The sequence below is a fragment of the Clavibacter davisi genome, from assembly GCF_052751415.1.
Genome location: NZ_CP199882.1, coordinates 619863 through 639160 on the forward strand (window position 1 = coordinate 619863; position 19298 = coordinate 639160).

Genomic DNA, 19298 nt, shown 5'->3' on the forward strand with positions numbered 1-19298 from the left:
GATCGAGTCTGCCACGCGGGGTCGCCGGTGTCCGGAGCGCGGAGGTGCACCCGCCTCGCCGGACCGCGTCCCCTCCCGTGCCGCGAAGTGGATTTCCTCAACTGCGGAAACGAAAGTGGATGATGGTGTTCCTGCGTATTTCGGTTACCGTCGAAAGAACCGCGCTCCACCGACACCGACGAGGCCCGCCATCTCCCGCATCGCCCGCCCCTCCCGCCGCGCCGCATCGCGCCCGCGGGCCCGCACCGCGCCGCGCATCCGGACGGCCGCCGTGCTCGCCGCGAGCGGCCTGCTGATCGGCCTCGGCGTGCCGTCGGCGCAGGCGGCGGAGGAGTACCCCACCTGGTCCGAGGTGCAGGCCGCGCGCTCGAGCGAGCAGGCCACCGCCGACCAGGTCACGCGCATCACCTCCCTCATCTCCGGCCTCGCCGGCGAGGTCGAGGCCGCCACCGCCCTCGCCCTGCAGCGCGCCGACGAGCACGCGGCCGCGGTCGACGCGCTCGACGAGGCGACCGGGAAGGCGCAGGCGCTCGAGACCAAGGCCGACAAGGCCCGGACGGAGGCCGACGACGCCAAGCGCCAGGTCGGCCAGCTCGTCGCGCAGCTCGCGCGGCGCGGCGGCGGCGACGTCTCCCTCCGCCTCTTCGCGAGCGGCGAGGACGCCGACGCGCTCCTCGCCCGCATGGGCACCGCCACGAAGCTCGCCGACCGGCAGGACACCGCGTTCACGAACGCGGTCACCGCGGCGCGCACCGCCGAGTCGCTCGGCAAGCAGGCCGCCGTCGCGAAGGACGCCCTCGCGGCGCTCGCCGCCGACGCGGAGGCGAAGCTGCAGGAGGCGTCCGCGGCCCAGGCCCGGGCGGATCAGGCGCTCGCCGAGCAGGAGGCCCGCAGCTCCGAGCTCCAGGCCCAGCTCACGACGCTCCGCGACTCGCGCATCTCGGTCGAGGAGGGCTTCGCGATCGGCGAGCGGAAGCGCCAGGAGGAGGCCGCCGCCGAGGCGCGCCGCCAGGCCGAGGCCCGTGCCGCGGCCGCAGCCGCTGCCGCCGCGGCGAACGCCGCCGCGCGACCGCCGGCCAACGCACCCCGTCCGCCGTCGGCCGGCGGCGCGCCCTCGGCCTCCGGCTGGACCATGCCCATCCGCAGCTACGGCTCCTACCAGTCCTTCGGGATGCGCCTGCATCCCATCGCCAAGGTCTGGCGCCTGCACGCGGGCGACGACTTCGGCGCGGGTTGCGGCACGCCCATCTACGCGACGGCGGCCGGCACGGTGCAGTTCGCGGGCGGATCCAGCGGGTTCGGCAACGCGATCACCCTGAACCACGGCGGCGGCGTCACCAGCGTCTACGGCCACATGTACTCCTACGGCGTCATGGTGCGCACGGGCCAGACCGTGCAGGCGGGCCAGCAGATCGGCGCGGTCGGGAACGACGGCTACAGCACCGGATGCCACCTCCACTTCGAGATCCGCCAGGGCGGAGTGGCCACGTCCCCCATGCCCTTCCTGCGCGGGCGCGGCGTCTGACCCGGGGGAGTAGCCTGGATCCGACGATCACCGGGGGGTGCGGCGCGTGGCAGGTCGGCTGAGGCGTGTCGTGCAGGGCGTCGTCCGACCCGTGATCTTCGTGCAGTACCTGGCCCTCCGCGCCGGTCTGCAGAGCAACGTCTTCCCGCGTGACGCCGGCTCCGGCACCGTCCCGGGCGACGCCCCGCAGCGCATCCTCGTCATGGGCGAGGCCACCGCCGTCGGCTTCGGCGTCCTCTCGCACGAGCTCGGCATGGCCGGCCACTTCGCTCGCCAGCTGTCCCGGCGCACCGCCCGCGGTGTCGAGTGGTCGACGCGCCCCTTCTCCGACCTCACGATCCACACGGCGGCCGGCACCGTCCGCGATCCCGAGCTCCTGGAGGGCGTCGACGTGGTGCTGCTCATGCTGGGCGTCGGCGACAGCATCCGGCTCACGCCGCAGCGCACCTGGCGACGGCTCCTGTGCGCCACCATCGACGATCTCATCCGAGGCCTCCCCGCGGGGGCGCACGTGTTCGTCTCCGAGGTGCCGCCGCTGAACGACAGCGCGGGCCTCCCCGGCCCCTGGCGCACCATCGCCGCCCGGCACGGTCGCCTGCTCAACCGGGTCACGGCCGAGGTGATCGCGTCGCGGCCCGCGGTCGCATCCGTCCCGTTCCCCAGCGAGAGCGTCATCGACCTCGGCGACCCGGACTCCGCCCAGGCGTCGCGCGTCTACGCGACGTGGGCGCGCGCCTTCCTCACCCGGATGCTGGGCCCGGCGACCCCGTCCCCGCGCGAGGCGTGACCGCCGCGTGATCGTTGCCTGTGCATTCCCCGGGTGCAGGATTCCCGTCGCGGGCCGGGCGTAGCGTCGGACGCGTGCCCACCCCGGTGTCCTCACCGGAGCCCGGGCTCCCGGGTCGCATCGCGACCCGACCCCACGCACCGAGATCGAACGAGGAGAAGCAATGCCCCAGGTAATCGAGACCGTCGACGTCAACGTCCCCGTCAGCACCGCCTACAACCAGTGGACCCAGTTCGAGTCGTTCCCGAACTTCCTCAGCTACGTGGAGTCGATCACGCAGGTCACCGACACGCTCACCGAGTGGAAGGTCAAGATCGGCGGCGTCGAGCGCACGTTCGAGGCGAACATCACGGAGCAGCACCCCGACGAGCGCGTCGCCTGGAACTCCACGGGCGGCGACGAGGACCACGCCGGCGTCGTCACCTTCCACAAGCTGAGCGACACCGAGACCCGCGTCACCGTCCAGCTGGACTGGGCCGCGAAGGGCCTCGTGGAGAAGGTCGGCGCCGTCATCGGCGTCGACGACCACGTCATCAAGGGCGACCTCAAGAACTTCAAGGAGTTCATCGAGAAGCGCGGCTCCGAAGAGGGCGCCTGGCGCGGGGACGTCCAGGCCTGATCGTGCAGACCGACGAGATCCGCTGGAACCAGGAGGCGCGCGACAAGATCCTCGACGACAGCGACCGCGTGCTCCAGGAGGCCGTGCAGCAGGCGGCGAAGGAGCTCGAGGGGAAGGACTGGGAGACCGTGTACCAGCGCCTCTTCGAGCAGCTCAAGGGCCGGTTCATCGACTTCGAGGCCGGACCGGACCTCCGCAAGTACGCCGAGGCCGTGTCCCGCGGCGAGATCCAGGGCTGACGCGAGCGTCACCGCACGTCCAGCACGACCGGGAGGGCCCGGCATCCGCGAGGGTGCCGGGCCCTCGCTGCGTGCTGCAGGCCGCGCCGCGGCGCGCGCAGAGGCGGAGGAGCCCCTCGCATAGCACGTCCCGGCGCGCACGTCACCCTTGCGGGCCGCGGGGTTGCCGGCGTGCTCGGAATCGGTACCCTTGCGCCGCGTCGGAGGGGCGCGCCACCGACGCGAGGGGACACGATGAGCGACGCGCACGACCAGGAGCACGCACGACACGACCGCACGGCGGCGGGTGCGGTCGGCCCGCAGCCCGGCTTCGACATCGGCCTCCTCCCGTACCACCAGCGGCCGTTGCCCCCGCACATCGCTCCGGAGTGGCGCCTGGCCGGTGTCGGCCGACGCGCGGTGGGGGTGATGCTGGACCGCGCGGTGGCCCTGGTCGTCGTCTTCGTCTGCCTGCTCGCGTGGATCCTCTCGCTCCGCGCCCTGGCGCTCCAGCGCATCGATGCAGAGGGGCTCGGCAGCACCGCCGCCCGGGACGTGTTCCGCACGTACTTCAGCGGGGCCCTGGTGGCTGCCGCCATCAGCGTGGTCGCCTACCTGCTCATCTCCGCGTGGTGGCTCGGCCGCACGGGTGCCACGCCGGGCAAGGCCATGGTCGGGATCCGCGTGCAGCGCTTCTCCGAGCCCGGCACGCTGGGGTTCCGGCGCGCCCTCCTCCGCGGCGTCGTGAAGAACGGCTTCGCCTTCGGCCCGGTCTTCCTCGAGTGGCTGCCCTACGCCTCCGTGGCCTGGGACTCCCGTCGCCTCCTGCGCGGCTGGCACGATCTGGCCGCGGACGACATCGTGCTCGTGCACCGCTCGTGGACGTCGCCCCGCCGCGCCGACGCGCCCGGCCGCCGTCGACCCTGACGAGCGCCTGGGAGAAGCAGCGGGCGAGGAATGGCGTCCGTGCCCGTCCGTGTTCCCGGAAGGCGGTCCGCCCGGGCCGCTGGTCCCCGCCCGCATCCCGACGTGATCCGTCGCCGTGCGCGCCGGGCCACCCGCGAGACGAAGGATCCACCACGTGAAGCTCTTCTCCCCCGTCACCCTGGGCGCCCTCGAGCTCCCCAACCGCGTCGCCATGGCGCCCCTGACCCGCATGCGGGCCGACGAGCACGGCGTCCCCGGCGACCTGATCGTCGAGCACTACCGCCAGCGCGCATCCACCGGCCTCATCGTCACCGAGGGCGTGTTCACCAGCGAGCGCAGCAAGGCGTACCCGGGACAGCCCGGCATCGTGACGGACGAGCAGATCGCCGGCTGGCGCCGGGTCACCGAAGCGGTGCACGCCGCGGGCGGCCGCCTCGTCATGCAGCTCATGCACGGCGGCCGCGTCTCGCACGAGGACATCACGGGCGGCCTCCCGCTGCTCGCTCCGAGCGCCATCGCGATCCAGGGCGAGGTGCACGTGCCCACCGGCAAGAAGCCCTACCCCGTGCCGAGCGAGCCGGAGACCGACGAGGTCCCGCTCATCGTCGACGAGCTCACGGTCGCCGCGCGCAACGCGGTCGACGCCGGGTTCGACGGCGTCGAGATCCACTCCGCCAACGGCTACCTGCTGCACGAGTTCCTGTCGCCCGTGTCGAACGTGCGCACGGACGCGTACGGCGGATCGCCCGCGGCCCGCGCCAAGCTCGGCATCGACGTGGCCCACGCGGTCGCGCGCGAGATCGGCGCGGACCGCGTCGGCATCCGCATCTCGCCGTCGCACAACATCCAGGACGTGCTCGAGGAGGACGCCGACGAGACGCGCGCCACCTACGAGGCGCTGCTGTCCGGCATCGCGCCCCTCGGCATGGCGTACGTGAGCATCCTGCACGCGGAGCCCGCGGGCGAGCTCGTGCAGGGCCTGCGGAAGACGTTCGGCGGACCGCTCATGATCAACAGCGGCTTCGGCGTGCAGACCGAGTACGACGAGGCTGTCCAGCTCGTCGACGAGGGCACGGCCGACGTCGTGGCCGTGGGCCGCATGGTCATCGCGAACCCCGACCTCGTCGAGCGCTGGGAGTCCGGCGCCCCCACGAACGAGCCGAACCCGGCCACGTTCTACGGCCCCGGCGCCGAGGGCTACACCGACTACCCGGCGCTCGCGAGCTGATCCACCGCGACGCCTCGCACGACGAGAGCGGCCGTCCCGAGGGGCGGCCGCTCTCGTCGTGCGGTGGTCAGCGGCGGACGCGCTCCGCCTTGCGGGCGGCGCGGGAAGCGCGCCAGCGGCGCCACGCGTCCCAGAAGCGGTGGAGCTGGCGCTTGAGGAAGACGTTCACGCGGTGCGCGGCGGGGAACTCGGTGCCGAGCACCGCGATGCCGAGGAAGACGATGAGCCAGCCGGGACCGGGCAGCGGGATGAGCACGATGCCGACGAGCACGATGCCCACGCCGAGCAGGCCGACCAGGATCCGGTAGAGCCAGCGCGCCTTCGGGTGCAGCTCGATCCAGGCCCGGCAGCGACGCAGGAACCGGCGGAGGGGGTGGGAGTGGCTGGACCCCGCCTCGAACTCGCGGGTCAGGGTGTCGGACATGCCCCAACGCTACGGGCGGGTCCTGGGAGGCGTCTCCCTCATCCGGCGAATCCGCAGGGTGCCGTGACGGATGCGCCGCCGGCCGGACGCCTACCGCGCGGGTGGCGCCGTGATGATCCGTCGGGCGGCCTCCACGACGGCCGCCCGGTCGGCGGCGCGCGCCTTCGGGCCGTCCGCGTGCATGGCCGGGTACGGCGACTGCACCCACGCCTGCGCGAGCGCGAACAGCATCGTGAGGAGGCGCTGCGGATCCCACGACGGGTCGATGTGCCCCTCCTCCTGCCCGCGACGGACCGCCTGCACCTTGGCCGACGGCGACGTCGCGCTGTGCGGCACGTCGAGCTCCAGGCCGTCGAGCCGGGCCCACGCGAGCATGCGGCGGTGCTGCGGGTGCTCGTACGCGTGGTCGAAGAGCTGGCCGACGAAGCCGGGGAGGTCGGCGGGATCCAGCGTCACGGCGGAGAAGAACTCGACGCCGTTGAGCTTCAGCACCGCGTGGAACAGCGACTCCTTGTCGGTGAAGTGCGCGTAGAGCCGCTCCTTGCTCGCGCGGCCCGAGCGGGCGATGCGGTCGACCCGCGCCCCCGCCAGCCCGTGCGCGGCGAACTCCTCGCGTGCGGCCAGGAGGATGCGGTGCCGGACGTCGTCCTGCTTCTCGTCGGTGGTGGATCGGGCGGACCCCGTCGTCGCTGCCATGTGAACAGCGTATGTCAAACGAACCGGTTCGTTTGACTCTGTGCACGGACCCGCCCTAGATTGGACCGTCCTCGCCCGCCCGGGCGCCGCACGACCATCCAGGAGCATCAGATCTCGCACGCACGCACCCCTGAGCACGCACCGCCCTCCACCTCTCCCGCCGGTCCGGCCGCCTCCGCCGAGGCCGCCGCCCCCGCCGCCCCGGACGCGACCTCCGCCCGCAGCAAGTGGATCCTCCTCGCCGTCGTCGCGCTCGCCCAGCTCATGGTCGTGCTCGACGGCACCATCGTGAACATCGCCCTGCCCGCCGCGCAGCGCGACCTCGGCATGACCGACGCCGACCGCACCTGGGTCGTCACCGTCTACGCGCTCGCGTTCGGCTCGCTCCTCCTGCTCGGCGGCCGCGTCGCCGACTACTGGGGTCGCAAGCGCTCCTTCCTCCTCGGCATGGTGGGCTTCGCCGCGGCCAGCGCGCTCGGCGGATTCGCCGTCTCGAGCGAGATGCTCCTCATCGCCCGCGGACTGCAGGGCGTCTTCGCGGCGCTCCTCGCGCCCGCCGCGCTCGCGCTGCTGTCGGTGACGTTCCCGTCCGGGCCCGACCGCGTCAAGGCGTTCGCGGTCTACGGCACGATCGCCGGATCCGGCGCGGCCGTCGGCCTGCTGCTCGGCGGGGTGCTCACGGAGTACCTCAGCTGGCACTGGTGCCTGCTCGTCAACGTGCCCATCGCGATCGTGGCGATCGTCGCGGGCATCCCGCTCGTGAAGGAGAGCCGCGCCGACGGCGACCGCAGCTACGACGTGCCCGGCGCGCTGCTCGTCACGGTCGGCCTCGCCTCCATCGTCTACGGCTTCTCCCGCGCCGAGAACGGCTGGGGCCAGCTCGACACCATCGGCTTCCTCGCGCTCGGCGTGGGCATCATGGTCGCGTTCGTCTGGTGGGAGTCGAAGGCGCGCAACCCGCTGCTGCCGCTCCGCGTCGTGGCCGACCGCACCCGCGGCGGCGCGTACCTCACCTCGGTGATGGTGGGCGCGGCGCTCCTCGGCGGGCTGCTCTACCTCACGCTGCACTTCCAGATCGTGCTCGGCATGTCGCCGCTGATCTCCGGCCTCGCGTCGCTGCCGATGGCCGCGACCATCATGCTCACGGCGCCGCAGGTCGCGCGGCTCCTGCCGAGGGTGGGCCCGCGGATCCTCATGACGGTCGGGCCGCTGATCGCTGCCGCCGGGCTCCTCTGGTTCAGCCGGATCACGGTCGACGGCGCGTACGTCGTGCAGGTGCTGCCCGGCCAGATCCTCCTCGGCATCGGGCTCGCGTGCGTGTTCGTGCCGATGCAGAACGTGGCGCTCTCCGGCATCGAGCCGCGGGACGCGGGCGTCGCGGGCGCGGCGCTCACGGGCACGCAGCAGATCGGCGGATCCATCGGCACGGCCGTCTTCACGGCGCTGTTCGCGTCCGCGGTCACGGCGGCGACGACCGACGGCGTCCAGGACCGGCTCCAGCAGCAGGTCGACGGGTACCACGTGGTGTTCCTGGCGGCGGCGATCGGCGTGGCCTGCGCCTCGGTCATCTCCTGGTCGATGGTGCGCGTCCCGATCGAGCGCTTCCGCGAGGGCGCCTCGACCGAGGCCGTGAGCATGCACTGATCCCCGCCCGGATCGACGACGCCCCTCCCGCCGTGCGCGGGAGGGGCGTCGTCGTGCGTGCAGCGGGTCAGGCCGCGGGCGACCAGCCGAGCGCGGGGCCGAGGCGCTCGGCGACGTCGGTGAGGATCCGCGCGAGATCGGCCGCGGGCAGTCCGGCGGGCAGCGCGATCGCGAGCTCGTCGGCGGCCTGCACGGCCGGGTGCGCCAGGAGCGCGGCGGCGAGCTCGTCGGACGGGCCCACGAGGTCCGGCGCGCGGACCATGCTCGAGGCGGCACCGGGATCCTCCGACTGGTCGGCGCGCCGGGCCCGCTCGGCGCGCGACGCGGCGTCGGCTCGGTACCGGGCGATCTGCTCGGCCGTCGCGCCGTCGGTGGGCACCACCACGAGTGCGAGCGTGACGTGCGCGGCGGCCGGATCCGGGTGCGCCGCCCGGTAGGCGTCGATGAGGCCGCGCTGGTCGGCCGCGAAGCCGGCGGCGCCCGACCCGCGCTCGGTCACGTCCGAGGAGAGCAGGCGGAAGCCGTTGGATCCGGCCCACGCCGCCGTGCGGAGGGTCGCGGCGCCGTACCCCAAGCGGTCGGCGAGGTCGGGGGACGTCGGCTGCACCGTGGGGGTGAGGTCCTCCTCGTCGTGCGCGTCGTGCGCGTCGTGCGATCCGTCGGGCCGGTCGTCCGCGCCCGGCACCCGGCCGCCGCGCAGCAGGTCGCGGAAGCGCAGGAGGCGCTCGCGTCCCGGCTCCTCGTGCTCGCCCGTCGTCGGGTGCACGGCCCGGTCGACCGCGGCGACGCGCTTCGGGCTGCCGACCGAGAGGCCGGGGCGGAGGCGGCCGCCGGAGAGGAGGTCGACGGTCGCGAGGTCCTCGGCGAGGCGGAGCGGGTTCTCGGCGCGCACGGGGATGGACGCGGTGCCGAGGCCGATGCGGCGGGCGCGCTGCGAGGCGGCGGCGAGCATCGCGACGGGGGAGGAGATGGCGTGCCGGAGGTGGTCGGGGCGGAGCCAGGCGGTGTCGAGGCCGAGCGCGTCGCCGAGCTCCACGAGCCGGAGCGCCTCCTCGAGGCCGGTCGCGGGGTCGGCCGGGTCGAACGGGCCGGTGGTGAGGAAGCCGAGGCGCGTCGGCGCGGATCCGGATGCGGGCATGCGACGAGGCTAGGCGGTGCCGGTGCGAGCCCGCCGATCCGGCCTCAGGGGATCAGGACGATCGACCCCGTCGTGCGCCGGGCCTCGAGGTCCTCGTGCGCACGGGCCGCGTCGGCGAGCGCGTACGTCGCGCCGACCCGCACGTCGAGGGATCCGTCGAGCACCGCCGCGAACAGCTCGCCCGCGCGCCACCGCCGCTCCTCCGCGTCGAGCAGGAAGTGCGCGAGCGTGGGGCGGGTGACCGAGAGGGATCCGCCCGAGTTGAGCCGCTGCAGGTCGAACGGCGGCACCTGCCCGCTCGCGCCGCCGAAGAGCACGAGCGTCCCGCGGATCCGCAGGGACGCGAGCGACCCGTCGAACGTGTCGCGGCCCACGCCGTCGTAGACCACGTCGACGCCGCGCCCGTCGGTGAGCTCGCGGACGCGCACGGGCACGTCGTCGTAGCCGAGCACGTGCGTGGCGCCGGCTGCGCGCGAGAGCGCCGCCTTCTCCTCGGTGGAGACGGTCGTGATCACCTCGACCCCGCGATCCGCGAGCAGCTGGGTGAGGAGGAGGCCCACGCCGCCGGCGCCCGCGTGCACGAGCGCGCGATCGCCGGGACCGGCCGGGTACGAGCTCGTCGCGAGGTAGTGCGCGGTGAGGCCCTGGAGCGGGAGCGCCGCGGCGACCTCCATGCCCACGCCGTCGGGCACGGGCAGCAGCGTCTCCGCGCGGATGAGCGCGTGCTGCGCGTACGTGCCCTCGGCCTCGGCGGTCGCGACGCGGTCGCCCACGTGCACGCCGGCCACGCCGTCGCCGAGCGCCTCGATCACGCCGGCGGCCTCGGATCCGGGGACGTACGGGTGCGCCATCGGGTAGACGCCGCTGCGGCGGTAGGTGTCGATGAAGTTGACGCCCGCGGCGTGCACGCGGATCCGCACCTCGCCGGGCCCGGGATCCGGCACCGGGCCGTCCGTCAGGGTCATGACCTCGGGGCCGCCCGGCCCCTCCACCTCGATGCGCGCGCTCATGGGTCCACCCTGCCGTGTCCGCGGGTCGCGGTCACGCGTCGCGCGGCGGTCGGTCCCCGTCGTCGCGCTGCCGCTCCTCGTCCCGCGCCCGCTGCGCCTCTCGCTCCTGATCCTCGTCCCGCGCCCGCTCCGCGTCGCGCTCGGCGATCCTCCGGCGGTACCCGTCCATCGCCCGCTCGTCCAGCCGGTGACGGATCTCGGCGACGTCCGGCGCGAAGGTCTCCTTCGTCAGCTCCCGGAACGCGATCCACTTCTCGTGGAACTCGGCGTCGGTCTGGCCGGGTCGCCAGGCTCGTCTCCACAGCGTCTCGAGTCCTTCGACGCCGGCCATCACCGAGGCGAGCACGGCACCGGTCGGGATGCCGAGCCACACGATGACCACCGCGGCGGCGGCCGTGGACCCGGCGAGCCACGGGAGGACCGCGAAGCCCCATCCGCCCGGGGACACCAGCCGACCGCGGACGACGAAGGGACGCTCGACCACGACCTCGACGGTGCAGAAGACCAGGGTCATGGCGGTCACCCCTCCGATCGTCCGGTCGAGGGAACCGGGGCCCCAGGCGGGGACGAGCAGGAGGGCCTGGCATGCCAGCACCACCAGAGGCGCCTTGAGCAGAGCCACCGTGAGGTGCCCGGACAGCGGCGCCCACAAGCCGGGCGGCGTCCAGTCGGGAGGGTTCCGCCGGACCTCATCTCCCTGCTCCGGCCGGGGTGCGTCACGCATGCGGAGCGGTGCGGTGGACGGGCATGTCTCTCCTTCGTGAGCAGGAGGGATCCCGGTTCGGGTGCGGACCGCGTCGGCAGCGGGATCGCCTCGGGGTGGTCGGCCGCATCCTCACCCGCTCGGTGCAGGCGGCGACGGCCCCCTCCACAGCTCCTCCCGACAGACGGTCCGCCCGGCCCGGAATGCCGTCGCCACCCGCGCGGTTGCGCTCGCATAGGCTCGACGACGAGCAGGTGCGCGCGGCTCGGCCCCGCACCGATCACGATCACGACGAAGGTGGAACCCATGGCAGGTCGCGTCTACGACGACATCACCCAGCTGGTCGGCGGCACGCCGCTCGTGCGCCTCAACCGGCTCACGGAGGGGCTCGACGCGACCGTGCTCGTGAAGCTCGAGTCGCACAACCCGGCGTCCAGCGTGAAGGACCGCATCGGCGTCGCGATCATCGACGCGGCCGAGGCGTCGGGCCAGCTCGAGCCGGGCGGCACGATCGTCGAGGGCACGAGCGGCAACACCGGCATCGCGCTCGCGATGGTGGGCGCGGCGCGCGGCTACACGGTCATCCTCACGATGCCCGAGACCATGAGCATCGAGCGCCGGCTGGTGCTGCGCGCGTACGGCGCCCAGATCGTGCTGACGCCCGGGCCCGAGGGCATGCGCGGCGCCGTCGAGCGCGCGCAGCAGATCGTCGCGGAGACGCCCAACGCCATCTGGGCGCAGCAGTTCGCGAACGCGGCCAACCCGCAGAAGCACCGCGAGACCACGGCCGAGGAGGTCTGGGCGGACACCGACGGCGCCGTCGATGTGTTCATCGCGGGCGTCGGCACGGGCGGCACCATCACGGGCGTCGGCCAGGTGCTCAAGGAGCGGAAGCCCGACGTGCGGATCGTCGCGGTCGAGCCGCTCGACTCGCCCATCCTCAACGGCGGGAAGCCCGGCCCGCACAAGATCCAGGGCATCGGGGCGAACTTCGTGCCCGAGATCCTCGACCGGGAGGTCTACGACGAGGTCGTCGACGTCTCGCTGGAGGATTCCATCCGCGTCTCGCGCGCGCTCGCGACCGACGAGGGGATCCTCTGCGGCATCTCGTCCGGATCCATCGTGTGGGCCGCGCTCGAGATCGCAAGGCGGCCCGAGAGCGCGGGGAAGACCATCGTCGCCATCGTCTGCGACTACGGCGAGCGGTACCTCTCGACCGTGCTGTTCGACGACCTGCGCGACTAGGCGTGGGAGTCGTCGCCCGCGTCGTCGAGGACCTCCGTTCGGCGCGCGCCCACGATCCGGCCGCGCGCGGGTACCTGGAGATGATGCTCGGCTACCCGGGGCTGCACGCCGTGTGGCTGCACCGGGTGTCGCACGCGCTCTGGCGCCGGCGCATCCGGCTCGCCGCCCGGCTGCTCGCGCAGGTCGGGCGGGCGCTGACGGGGGTGGAGATCCACCCGGGGGCGCGCATCGGGCGGCGGCTGTTCATCGACCACGGCATGGGCGTGGTGATCGGCGCGACGGCCGAGATCGGTGACGACGTGCTGATGTACCACGGCGTCACGCTCGGTGGGAAGAGCCTCGTGCGCGGCAAGCGGCACCCGACCGTGGGCGACGGCGTCACCATCGGCGCCGGCGCGAAGCTGCTCGGGCCGATCGTCATCGGCGCGGGCAGCGTCATCGGCGCGAACGCCGTGGTCGTGAAAGACGCGCCCGCGGGATCCGTGCTCACCGGCATCCCGGCGGTCGAGACGGGGAAGCGCGCCGGGCGCGGGCCCGACGCCCACGTCGACCCGGCGTTCTTCGTCGACCCGGCGATCTACATCTGATGCCCGAGCCCCACGGCCAGGAGCCGACGCCCGCCGTCGAGGTGGAGCCGAGCATCGATGCGGCGCCCCGCGTGGAGGCGGCATCGAGCGGCGAGCCGGCATCGAGCGTCGAGCCAGCGCCCACCCACGAGCACAGCACGCACGGCGTCGGCCCCTGGCCCGGCGGCCCCGAGGCGTGGCCGGATGAGTCGCACCTGGATCCGGAGCTGCTGGAGCGCGGCGACACCCGCAACGTGATCGACCGCTACCGCTACTGGCGCATGGAGGCGATCGTCGCCGACCTCGACCAGCACCGGCACCCGTTCCACGTGGCCATCGAGAACTGGCAGCACGACATGAACATCGGATCGATCGTGCGGAGCGCCAACGCGTTCGCGGCTGACACGGTGCACATCGTCGGCCGGCGCCGCTGGAACAAGCGCGGCGCGATGGTCACCGACCGGTACCAGCACGTCGTGCACCACGCGACCATCGCCGACCTCGTGGAGTGGGCGCGCGGCGAGGGCCTGCCGGTCGTCGCGATCGACAACGTCGACGGATCCGTGCTGCTGGAGACCACGCGCCTCCCCGAGCGCTGCGTGCTCGTCTTCGGCCAGGAGGGCCCGGGCCTCAGCGACGAGGCGGTGGCCGCGGCCGACATGACGGTCGCGATCTCGCAGTTCGGATCCACCCGCTCCATCAACGCGTCGGCGGCGGCCGCGGTCGTGATGCACGCGTGGGTGATGCAGCACGTGGCGTTCCCGGAGTAGCGCGCCGGGCTAGCGGCTCGTCGGGTCGAGGCGTCCGAGCAGCTCCGCGAGCGTGCGCCGCTCCCGGGCATCGAGCGGGGAGAGCAGCTCCTCCTCGGTCGCGAGGTGGTCGGGGAGCACGCGGTCGACGAGCTGCCGGCCCTCGGCGGTGAGCTCGACGAGCTTCCCCCGGCCGTCCTCGGGGCGGGGGAGCCGCGTCACGAGGCCGAGCGCCTCCAGGCGGTTGAGGCGCTGGGCGACCGCGCTCGTGGTGATCATCGACTCCCGCGCGAGCTCTGCCGGCGCCAGTCGGTGGGGCGCGCCCTGGCGCCGCAGCGTGGCGAGCACGTCGAAGGTCGATGCGTCGATCCCGTGCCGGGCGAAGGTGGCGTCTGTCCCCGCCGCGAGGGCAGCCGACGCCCGCGCGAGCCGGCCGACGACGGCCATGGGCGAGGGATCGAGGTCGGGCCGCTCGGCGCGCCACTGCTCGAGGATGCGGTCGACGTGGTCCATGCTCTCGACCATACCCGCTAAGCGGTGAGCTAGATTGACTCAGTGCTTAGCTACCGCCTCCGCCTCATCCTCCTGACCGCCATCGCTCCCGCGCTCTGGGGGACGACCTACGCGACCTCGACCGCCTTCCTGGTGCCGGGGCATCCGCTGCTCACGGCCACGCTCCGCGCCCTGCCGGCCGGACTGGTGCTGCTCGCGATCGGACGTCGCCTCCCACGCGGCTCGTGGTGGTGGCGGTCCGCCGTGCTCGGGGCGCTCAACATCGGGGCGTTCTTCGCCTTCCTCTTCGTCGCGGCCGACCGTCTGCCGGGCGGGGTGGCGGCCGTCATCGGCGGGATCCAGCCGCTGCTCGTCTCGGCGCTCGCCGCCCGGATCCTGGGCGAGCGGATGGCGCTACGGGTGATCGTCGCCGGGACGGTCGGGCTGGCTGGCGTGGCGCTCATCGTCCTCCGGGCCGATGCCCGGCTCGATGCCGTCGGTGTCGCCGCCGCGCTCGCCGGCGCGACCTGCATGGCGGTGGGTGTGGTGCTCGCCAAGCGGTGGGGCACGGATCACCCGCCGCTCCTCACCACGTCGTGGCAGCTGCTCGCGGGCGGGATCCTCCTCGCCGTGGCCACCGCGGTGTCCGAGCCCCTGCCCGTGGCGCCGCTCACGGCCGTCAACGTGGCGGGATACGCCTACCTGGCGTTCGTCGGCACCGCGCTCGCGTACGCGCTCTGGTTCCGCGGCCTGCGTGCGCTCCCGGCCCGGGTGCCCGCCTTCCTCGGGCTGCTCAGCCCCCTCGTCGCCGTCGGCATCGGGATCGGATGGTCGGGCGAGAGGCTGTCCGCCGTCCAGGTCCTCGGGATGGGTCTGGTGCTGGCGTCCGTCGCCGTGGCGGTCGCGCTCCGGACGACGCCGTCTCGCTCGTCCCGGGTCTCGCCGCGAAGCCCATCGTGGACGTCGTGCTCGTGGTGGCGGACATCACGGCCGAGGAGGACCACGTCGCCCGGCTCGTCGCCGCGGGGTACGAGCTGCGCGTCCGGGAGCCCGGGCACCGCCTGGTGCGCACGCCCGCGCGGGACGCGCATGTGCACGTCTACGAGGAGGGCGATCCCGCGGTGGAGGCGTACCTGCTGCACCGCGACCGGCTGCGCGCCGACCGGGCCGACCGCGACCTCTACGCGCGCACGAAGCGGGAGCTGATGACCCGGCGGTGGGAGCCGATGGACGCCTACGCGGACGCGAAGACCGCGGTGATCCAGGGGATCCTCGCCCGAGCGCGGGCAGCGCGGGCGGCGCGGGCGGCCCGCGCATCCCGCCCGGCCTGAGCCCGCGGACCTAGCCGAACGGCCACTCGTCGTGCGTGTGCGGCACCGCGACCACCTGCACGTCGTCCTCGTAGGTGATGCGCCCGGGCGTGCGGGTGCGCAGCTCGTGCCAGGGCACGTCATGCCGGTCGAGCAGGTCGAGGTACTCGCGCGTGACGCGGAGCAGGTCGACGGATCCGACGCGGAACCAGGCGCGCGCCCGGGGGTTGAGCGTGCGGTCGTAGCAGCCCGGGACGACCGTGGACGGATCCGCGTACGTCGCGTTCATGTGCGCGTTGGACGCCCCGATCCACGCCATCTCCTCCGCGGACAGACGGCCTTCGTCCCGGAGGCCGTTCGCCAGGGCGAAGACGCCGGGGAAGGTGCCGCGGCGATTCGGGGCGGCGCTCTGGAAGCGCACGAAGTCGGGCATCCGGCGAGGGTAGCCCGGCGGGCGCGGAGGGGGCCGGCGGCGTCCACGCACCGAGCGGGGGACGACCGAGGGCCGAGCGGAGAGGATCCCCGCTCGGCCCCGGGCCGTCGTCGTGCGTGCGCCGGAAGCGCACCGTCGGGCGTGCCGTCAGTCGCGCCCGCAGTGGATCGAGAATATGGGGAGCCGGAAGGTGAGGCCGTGACCGCCGCAGATCCCGTTGGTCTTGATGAACTCGATGAAGCCGGCCGCCACCGCGGCCAGCAAGACGCAGGTGAGCTTGGTGAGGTCGGGGATCAGCACGCAGATCACGCCGGCGATCGAGCCGCCGAGGGCGGAGATGATCCCTCGGATGATGGCGTTGCCGATGAAGAAGCTCCAGTGGGGGATGGGGATGTGGATCGGCGGGATGTGGATGTGGATCGGCGGGATGTGGATGTGGAAGGGGTTCCACCACTTGCTCTCCGTCACCGGCGCGTTGGGGGACAGGGGGGCCGGCCGGTAGGAGCTGGTGGCGGAGTCCTTGGCCGCGGTGGCGGAGTCTTCGACCGCGGCGGCGGAGGCGTCGGCCGCGGCGGCGGAGTTGCTGGCCTTGGCAGCGGAGACCTGCGACTGCAGGGATCGCATCTTCTGCGCCATCACCGCCACGTCCGGGTCGCCCGCGGCCGCCGAGCGCAGTGCCGTGGCGGCCTTCTGCCGTGCGGCCTCCTCCTCGGGCGAGAGGTCCAGCCACTTGTCGATGTGGCGCCCGGAGAAGGTCAGGCCCGTCTTGCCGACGGCGTCGATGTCGGCGTCCGTGATCCGGCCGGCGCTGATGTCGTCGAGGTAGTGGCCGTGCTCGAGGGAGAAGGCGACGCGGGCCTGGGGAGAGTCGTGGTCGATGGCGAATGCGCCGCTGCTGGGGGCGGCGATGACGAAGCCGAGGGTCGCGACGGCGGTGAGCGCGATGGTCGCGAACATCCTGCGCGGGATGAGGGGCCGGGTGGCCCTCGAACGGATGGACATGGGTGATGTGCCTCCTTGGGTGCGGTGTCGGTCACCGCACTGAGAAGCTAGGAGCCGGGGCGCCTCCGTGCGGACAGTCCCCAGTCGCGCAGATGAAGGGCAGACGGCCGTCTGGCCAAGGGAGCATCGGACCTCCTAGCGGAACGGCCAGTCGTCGATCGTGTGCGGGGTCGCGATGACCTGCACGTCGTCGGCGTAGACGATGCGGCCGGGCGTCCGCGTGCGGAGCTCCTGCCAGGGCACGTCGTGCCGGTCGAGCAGGGCGAGGTAGTCGGCCGTGAACCCGAGGAGGTCCGTGGCGCTGGCGAGGAACCAGGCGCGGGCGCCGGGGTTGCGCACCCGGTCGTAGCAGTCGGGGTCGACCGAGCGCGGATCCGCGTAGGACTCGGCCGCGCGTGCGTTCACCGCGTCCATCCACTCGCCCTCCTCGGCCGAGGGCCGGCCGCTCTGGCGCAGCCCGTCGGCGAGGGCGAACACCCCCGGGAAGGTCCCGCGGCGGTTGGGGACGGCGCTCTGGAAGCGGACGTAGACGGTCACGCGGTGATGCTAGGGACGCGGCCTGCGGATCCGGCTGCGCGGGGGCGGAGCGGATAGCGGTGGCGCCGGGCGGACATGCGGGACGCGCCGGGCGGACACGCGCGCGGACGTGCGGGCGGCTACGCGCTGGCAGGCTGGGACGCGCCGCGGATCCGCCCGCCCGAGACGAGGAGCCCCATGACCGCCGTGACCCTGATCCGCTCCGCCTCCCTCGCGGACGCCGCCGAGTACGCCTACGCCGCCACCGCGCCCGCCGACGCGCGGCTCGTGTTCCTCGCGGGATCGTGCCCGCTCGACGCGGACGGCCGCACCGTCGGCGTCGGCGACCACGCCGCGCAGGCGGCGCGGTGCGTCGCGAACCTGCGCATCGCGCTGGAGGCGGCGGGCGCGACGACCGCCGACCTCGTGAGCACGCGCGTGCTCGTGGCCTCCAGCAGGCAGGCCGACCTCGTGACCGCGTGGGAGGTCGTCCGCGACGCACTGGCCCCGCACGATCCGCCGAGCACGCTCCTCGGCGTCACCGTGCTCGGGTACGACGACCAGCTCGTGGAGGTCGAGGCGGTCGCGGCCGTCGTCGACTGAGGGCGGTCGCCGCCGTCCCCGACCGACCGACCTGCCGACCCGGCCGCCGAGATCAGGTCGGGCTCAGAGCGCGGAGGCGCGCCAGGCGTCGACCGCCGCGAGGAGCTCGGCGCGGCGCTCGTCCGACAGGAACGCCGCGTGGAACGAGTTGCGGGCGAGGAGCGCGACCGCGTCGTCGTCGAAGGCGTGCGCCACACGCAGCTGTCGGAGGTTCTCGCCGAGGTAGCCGCCGAAGTAGGCCGGGTCGTCGCTGTTGACCATGGCGAGCACGCCGCGCGCGAGGAGCTCCGGCAGGGCGTGCTCGTCGAGGGTCTCGTTCACGCCGAGGCGCACGTTCGAGAGCGGGCAGACGGTGAGCGGGATCCGGTCGGCGACGAGCCGGTCGACGAGCGCGGGATCCTCGAGGCAGCGCACGCCGTGGTCCACCCGCTCGACGTGCAGCAGGTCGAGCGCCTCCCAGACGTACGCGGGCGGGCCCTCCTCGCCGGCGTGCGCGACGGCGTGCAGGCCGAGCTCGCGGGCGCGCGCGAAGACGTCGACGAAGAGCGACGGCGGGTAGCCGACCTCGGCCGAGTCGAGCCCGACGGCGAGGATCTCGTGGGCCCGGCCGGCGACCGACTCCAGCGTCGCCATCGCCTCCTCCACCGGGCGGTCGCGCAGGAAGCTGAGGATCAGGCCGCCGGAGATGCCGTGGCGCACGCGCGCGTCGCGGAGGGCGTCGAGGAGGCCGTCGACCACGTCGTCGACGGGCACGCCACGGGACGTGTGCGCCTGCGGGTCGAACGACATCTCGACGTGCCGGATCCCGTCGGCCGCGGCCCGCTCCAGGTACGCGGCGGCGAGGTCGTGGAAGTCGCGGCGCGTGCGGAGGACCGCCGTGCACGCGTAGTAGAGGTCGAGGAACGACTGCAGGTCGGTGAAGGCGTAGCGCGAGCGGAGGTCCTCGATGCCGGCGTACGGCAGCTCGACGCCGTTGCGCTCGGCCAGCTCGAACACCAGCTCCGGTTCGAGGGTGCCCTCCACGTGCAGGTGCAGCTCGGCGGTGGGCGGGAGCGTGGAGATCATCCGTCGACGGTAACGGGCGGCGGCCGGGTGCCCGCCGGGCGGGAGCCGGAGCCGGAGCCGGCTCCGGGCGAGGACGGGGCGTCCGGCGTCCGTAGGCTCGGGGGATGGAGGCGTCCGAGGTCGCGGTGCTCGGCGAGCGGTGGCGCATCGCCGAGCGGGAGCCGCGGGGCGCGACCCCGGCCTACGACCTCGACTGGCTGAGCGGCCCGGCGGTCGGAACCTACGGGCTCACGGTCGGCGGAGGACGGCTGACGCGCGAGCAGCTGATCGCGGAGGCGACCGCGTTCGTGGAGGGCTTCTCCGAACCCGGCGGCATCGGCGAGGACTTCGCGGGCTTCGTCCCGGCCCGCTTCCGCGGCGAGGGGTCGGACGGGCAGCCAGCGCCGGGGCGCGGATGA

Annotated in this window: 23 protein-coding genes and 1 pseudogene; 14 read left to right on the forward strand and 10 right to left on the reverse strand. The window is 73.9% G+C overall.

The window, feature by feature from the left end; genetic code table 11:
• Nucleotides 1-271 precede the first annotated feature (271 nt).
• The 6 genes from ACU4ZT_RS03070 to ACU4ZT_RS03095 all read left to right on the forward strand — a co-directional run bounded on the left by ACU4ZT_RS03070 (nucleotide 272) and on the right by ACU4ZT_RS03095 (nucleotide 5304).
• Nucleotides 272-1525, forward strand: a complete 1254-nt coding sequence (locus ACU4ZT_RS03070; protein WP_270980164.1) for a M23 family metallopeptidase — start codon at nucleotides 272-274, stop codon at nucleotides 1523-1525.
• 70 nt (nucleotides 1526-1595) lie between these two features.
• Complete coding sequence (locus ACU4ZT_RS03075; protein ID WP_414748391.1) at nucleotides 1596-2312, forward strand: SGNH/GDSL hydrolase family protein; 717 nt, start codon at nucleotides 1596-1598, stop codon at nucleotides 2310-2312.
• Between the two features lie 163 nt (nucleotides 2313-2475).
• Entirely contained in the window at nucleotides 2476-2931 is a 456-nt protein-coding gene (locus tag ACU4ZT_RS03080) for an SRPBCC family protein (protein WP_063072368.1), read from the forward strand.
• A gap of 2 nt (nucleotides 2932-2933) precedes the next feature.
• Nucleotides 2934-3170 carry a hypothetical protein gene (locus ACU4ZT_RS03085; protein ID WP_445337854.1) on the forward strand — a complete coding sequence of 79 codons (237 nt, stop codon included), beginning with the start codon at nucleotides 2934-2936 and terminating at the stop codon, nucleotides 3168-3170.
• Between the two features lie 234 nt (nucleotides 3171-3404).
• Nucleotides 3405-4076 carry an RDD family protein gene (locus ACU4ZT_RS03090; RefSeq protein ID WP_270980157.1) on the forward strand — a complete coding sequence of 224 codons (672 nt, stop codon included), beginning with the start codon at nucleotides 3405-3407 and terminating at the stop codon, nucleotides 4074-4076.
• Nucleotides 4077-4230: 154 nt separating this feature from the next.
• Entirely contained in the window at nucleotides 4231-5304 is a 1074-nt protein-coding gene (locus ACU4ZT_RS03095; protein ID WP_063072365.1) for an alkene reductase, read from the forward strand.
• Nucleotides 5305-5371: 67 nt separating this feature from the next.
• On the opposite strand, the gene ACU4ZT_RS03100 is transcribed toward ACU4ZT_RS03095, so the two are convergent.
• Both ACU4ZT_RS03100 and ACU4ZT_RS03105 read right to left on the reverse strand, forming a co-directional pair.
• Nucleotides 5372-5728: a TIGR02611 family protein gene (locus tag ACU4ZT_RS03100; protein ID WP_063072364.1), complete on the reverse strand. Its 357-nt coding sequence runs from the start codon at nucleotides 5726-5728 to the stop codon at nucleotides 5372-5374.
• A 90-nt stretch (nucleotides 5729-5818) separates the two neighbouring features.
• On the reverse strand, nucleotides 5819-6424 hold the full coding sequence (locus tag ACU4ZT_RS03105; protein WP_063072363.1) for a TetR/AcrR family transcriptional regulator: 606 nt from the start codon (nucleotides 6422-6424) through the stop codon (nucleotides 5819-5821).
• Nucleotides 6425-6484: 60 nt separating this feature from the next.
• Here ACU4ZT_RS03105 and ACU4ZT_RS03110 point away from each other — a divergent pair, with 60 nt between their 5' ends.
• On the forward strand, nucleotides 6485-8068 hold the full coding sequence (locus ACU4ZT_RS03110; protein WP_414763731.1) for an MFS transporter: 1584 nt from the start codon (nucleotides 6485-6487) through the stop codon (nucleotides 8066-8068).
• A gap of 67 nt (nucleotides 8069-8135) precedes the next feature.
• Here the strand turns inward: ACU4ZT_RS03110 and ACU4ZT_RS03115 are convergent, their stop codons facing one another.
• Genes ACU4ZT_RS03115 through ACU4ZT_RS03125 form a run of 3 tightly spaced genes read right to left on the reverse strand, consistent with a single transcriptional unit; the run spans nucleotide 8136 to nucleotide 10739 of the window.
• Nucleotides 8136-9206, reverse strand: coding sequence for an LLM class flavin-dependent oxidoreductase (locus ACU4ZT_RS03115; protein ID WP_445337856.1), 1071 nt, complete (start codon nucleotides 9204-9206; stop codon nucleotides 8136-8138).
• A 44-nt stretch (nucleotides 9207-9250) separates the two neighbouring features.
• Nucleotides 9251-10216 (reverse strand): quinone oxidoreductase family protein, encoded by a 966-nt coding sequence (locus tag ACU4ZT_RS03120; RefSeq protein WP_414763733.1) that lies wholly within the window; start codon nucleotides 10214-10216, stop codon nucleotides 9251-9253.
• Between the two features lie 31 nt (nucleotides 10217-10247).
• A complete protein-coding gene (locus tag ACU4ZT_RS03125) occupies nucleotides 10248-10739 on the reverse strand; it encodes a hypothetical protein (protein ID WP_414763734.1) in 492 nt (163 codons plus the stop codon).
• A gap of 486 nt (nucleotides 10740-11225) precedes the next feature.
• Here ACU4ZT_RS03125 and cysK point away from each other — a divergent pair, with 486 nt between their 5' ends.
• From cysK to ACU4ZT_RS03140, 3 genes are read left to right on the forward strand one after another with little or no spacing between them, the layout of a single operon-like run.
• On the forward strand, nucleotides 11226-12164 hold the full coding sequence (gene cysK, locus ACU4ZT_RS03130) for a cysteine synthase A (protein WP_445337859.1): 939 nt from the start codon (nucleotides 11226-11228) through the stop codon (nucleotides 12162-12164).
• A gap of 2 nt (nucleotides 12165-12166) precedes the next feature.
• Nucleotides 12167-12751, forward strand: coding sequence for a serine O-acetyltransferase EpsC (gene epsC / locus ACU4ZT_RS03135; protein WP_063072358.1), 585 nt, complete (start codon nucleotides 12167-12169; stop codon nucleotides 12749-12751).
• Nucleotides 12751-13500, forward strand: a complete 750-nt coding sequence (locus tag ACU4ZT_RS03140; protein ID WP_445337860.1) for a TrmH family RNA methyltransferase — start codon at nucleotides 12751-12753, stop codon at nucleotides 13498-13500. The genes epsC and ACU4ZT_RS03140 overlap by 1 nt, the downstream gene beginning before the upstream one ends.
• Nucleotides 13501-13509: 9 nt before the next feature.
• Here the strand turns inward: ACU4ZT_RS03140 and ACU4ZT_RS03145 are convergent, their stop codons facing one another.
• Nucleotides 13510-13992 carry a MarR family winged helix-turn-helix transcriptional regulator gene (locus ACU4ZT_RS03145; RefSeq protein WP_063072357.1) on the reverse strand — a complete coding sequence of 161 codons (483 nt, stop codon included), beginning with the start codon at nucleotides 13990-13992 and terminating at the stop codon, nucleotides 13510-13512.
• Nucleotides 13993-14034: 42 nt separating this feature from the next.
• Between ACU4ZT_RS03145 and ACU4ZT_RS03150 the strand changes: the two are divergent.
• Together ACU4ZT_RS03150 and ACU4ZT_RS03155 are read left to right on the forward strand one after the other, a co-directional pair.
• Nucleotides 14035-14859, forward strand: a pseudogene (locus ACU4ZT_RS03150) (EamA family transporter); the annotation flags it as partial.
• The gene (locus ACU4ZT_RS03155) at nucleotides 14799-15302 is read left to right on the forward strand and encodes a GrpB family protein (protein WP_445338689.1); all 504 of its coding nucleotides are present in this window, start codon (nucleotides 14799-14801) and stop codon (nucleotides 15300-15302) included. The pseudogene ACU4ZT_RS03150 and the gene ACU4ZT_RS03155, both read left to right, overlap by 61 nt.
• Nucleotides 15303-15312: 10 nt before the next feature.
• On the opposite strand, the gene ACU4ZT_RS03160 is transcribed toward ACU4ZT_RS03155, so the two are convergent.
• The 3 genes from ACU4ZT_RS03160 to ACU4ZT_RS03170 form a co-directional block, all read right to left on the reverse strand.
• Nucleotides 15313-15714 (reverse strand): hypothetical protein, encoded by a 402-nt coding sequence (locus ACU4ZT_RS03160; RefSeq protein ID WP_063072356.1) that lies wholly within the window; start codon nucleotides 15712-15714, stop codon nucleotides 15313-15315.
• A 147-nt stretch (nucleotides 15715-15861) separates the two neighbouring features.
• Nucleotides 15862-16716, reverse strand: coding sequence for a hypothetical protein (locus ACU4ZT_RS03165; protein WP_131798138.1), 855 nt, complete (start codon nucleotides 16714-16716; stop codon nucleotides 15862-15864).
• A gap of 135 nt (nucleotides 16717-16851) precedes the next feature.
• On the reverse strand, nucleotides 16852-17253 hold the full coding sequence (locus ACU4ZT_RS03170) for a hypothetical protein (RefSeq protein ID WP_445337862.1): 402 nt from the start codon (nucleotides 17251-17253) through the stop codon (nucleotides 16852-16854).
• A 177-nt stretch (nucleotides 17254-17430) separates the two neighbouring features.
• Between ACU4ZT_RS03170 and ACU4ZT_RS03175 the strand changes: the two genes are divergently transcribed.
• Nucleotides 17431-17835 (forward strand): RidA family protein, encoded by a 405-nt coding sequence (locus tag ACU4ZT_RS03175; protein WP_063072353.1) that lies wholly within the window; start codon nucleotides 17431-17433, stop codon nucleotides 17833-17835.
• Between the two features lie 63 nt (nucleotides 17836-17898).
• Here ACU4ZT_RS03175 and ACU4ZT_RS03180 read toward each other — a convergent pair whose 3' ends face one another.
• On the reverse strand, nucleotides 17899-18900 hold the full coding sequence (locus ACU4ZT_RS03180) for an adenosine deaminase (protein WP_445337863.1): 1002 nt from the start codon (nucleotides 18898-18900) through the stop codon (nucleotides 17899-17901).
• A gap of 104 nt (nucleotides 18901-19004) precedes the next feature.
• Between ACU4ZT_RS03180 and ACU4ZT_RS03185 the strand changes: the two genes are divergently transcribed.
• A complete protein-coding gene (locus ACU4ZT_RS03185) occupies nucleotides 19005-19298 on the forward strand; it encodes a hypothetical protein (RefSeq protein ID WP_414748384.1) in 294 nt (97 codons plus the stop codon).

What these genes read in the sequence shown, in the direction of transcription:
- ACU4ZT_RS03080 (WP_063072368.1), top strand. Translation starts at nt 2,476, where the DNA reads ATGCCCCAGGTAATCGAGACCGTCGACGTCAACGTCCCCGTCAGCACC.
- ACU4ZT_RS03090 (WP_270980157.1), top strand. Translation starts at nt 3,405, where the DNA reads ATGAGCGACGCGCACGACCAGGAGCACGCACGACACGACCGCACGGCG.
- ACU4ZT_RS03100 (WP_063072364.1), bottom strand. Translation starts at nt 5,728, where the DNA reads ATGTCCGACACCCTGACCCGCGAGTTCGAGGCGGGGTCCAGCCACTCC.
- ACU4ZT_RS03105 (WP_063072363.1), bottom strand. Translation starts at nt 6,424, where the DNA reads ATGGCAGCGACGACGGGGTCCGCCCGATCCACCACCGACGAGAAGCAG.
- ACU4ZT_RS03115 (WP_445337856.1), bottom strand. Translation starts at nt 9,206, where the DNA reads ATGCCCGCATCCGGATCCGCGCCGACGCGCCTCGGCTTCCTCACCACC.
- ACU4ZT_RS03120 (WP_414763733.1), bottom strand. Translation starts at nt 10,216, where the DNA reads ATGAGCGCGCGCATCGAGGTGGAGGGGCCGGGCGGCCCCGAGGTCATG.
- cysK (WP_445337859.1), top strand. Translation starts at nt 11,226, where the DNA reads ATGGCAGGTCGCGTCTACGACGACATCACCCAGCTGGTCGGCGGCACG.
- ACU4ZT_RS03140 (WP_445337860.1), top strand. Translation starts at nt 12,751, where the DNA reads ATGCCCGAGCCCCACGGCCAGGAGCCGACGCCCGCCGTCGAGGTGGAG.
- ACU4ZT_RS03145 (WP_063072357.1), bottom strand. Translation starts at nt 13,992, where the DNA reads ATGGACCACGTCGACCGCATCCTCGAGCAGTGGCGCGCCGAGCGGCCC.
- ACU4ZT_RS03155 (WP_445338689.1), top strand. Translation starts at nt 14,799, where the DNA reads ATGGTCGGGCGAGAGGCTGTCCGCCGTCCAGGTCCTCGGGATGGGTCT.
- ACU4ZT_RS03160 (WP_063072356.1), bottom strand. Translation starts at nt 15,714, where the DNA reads ATGCCCGACTTCGTGCGCTTCCAGAGCGCCGCCCCGAATCGCCGCGGC.
- ACU4ZT_RS03165 (WP_131798138.1), bottom strand. Translation starts at nt 16,716, where the DNA reads ATGTCCATCCGTTCGAGGGCCACCCGGCCCCTCATCCCGCGCAGGATG.
- ACU4ZT_RS03175 (WP_063072353.1), top strand. Translation starts at nt 17,431, where the DNA reads ATGACCGCCGTGACCCTGATCCGCTCCGCCTCCCTCGCGGACGCCGCC.
- ACU4ZT_RS03180 (WP_445337863.1), bottom strand. Translation starts at nt 18,900, where the DNA reads ATGATCTCCACGCTCCCGCCCACCGCCGAGCTGCACCTGCACGTGGAG.
- ACU4ZT_RS03185 (WP_414748384.1), top strand. Translation starts at nt 19,005, where the DNA reads ATGGAGGCGTCCGAGGTCGCGGTGCTCGGCGAGCGGTGGCGCATCGCC.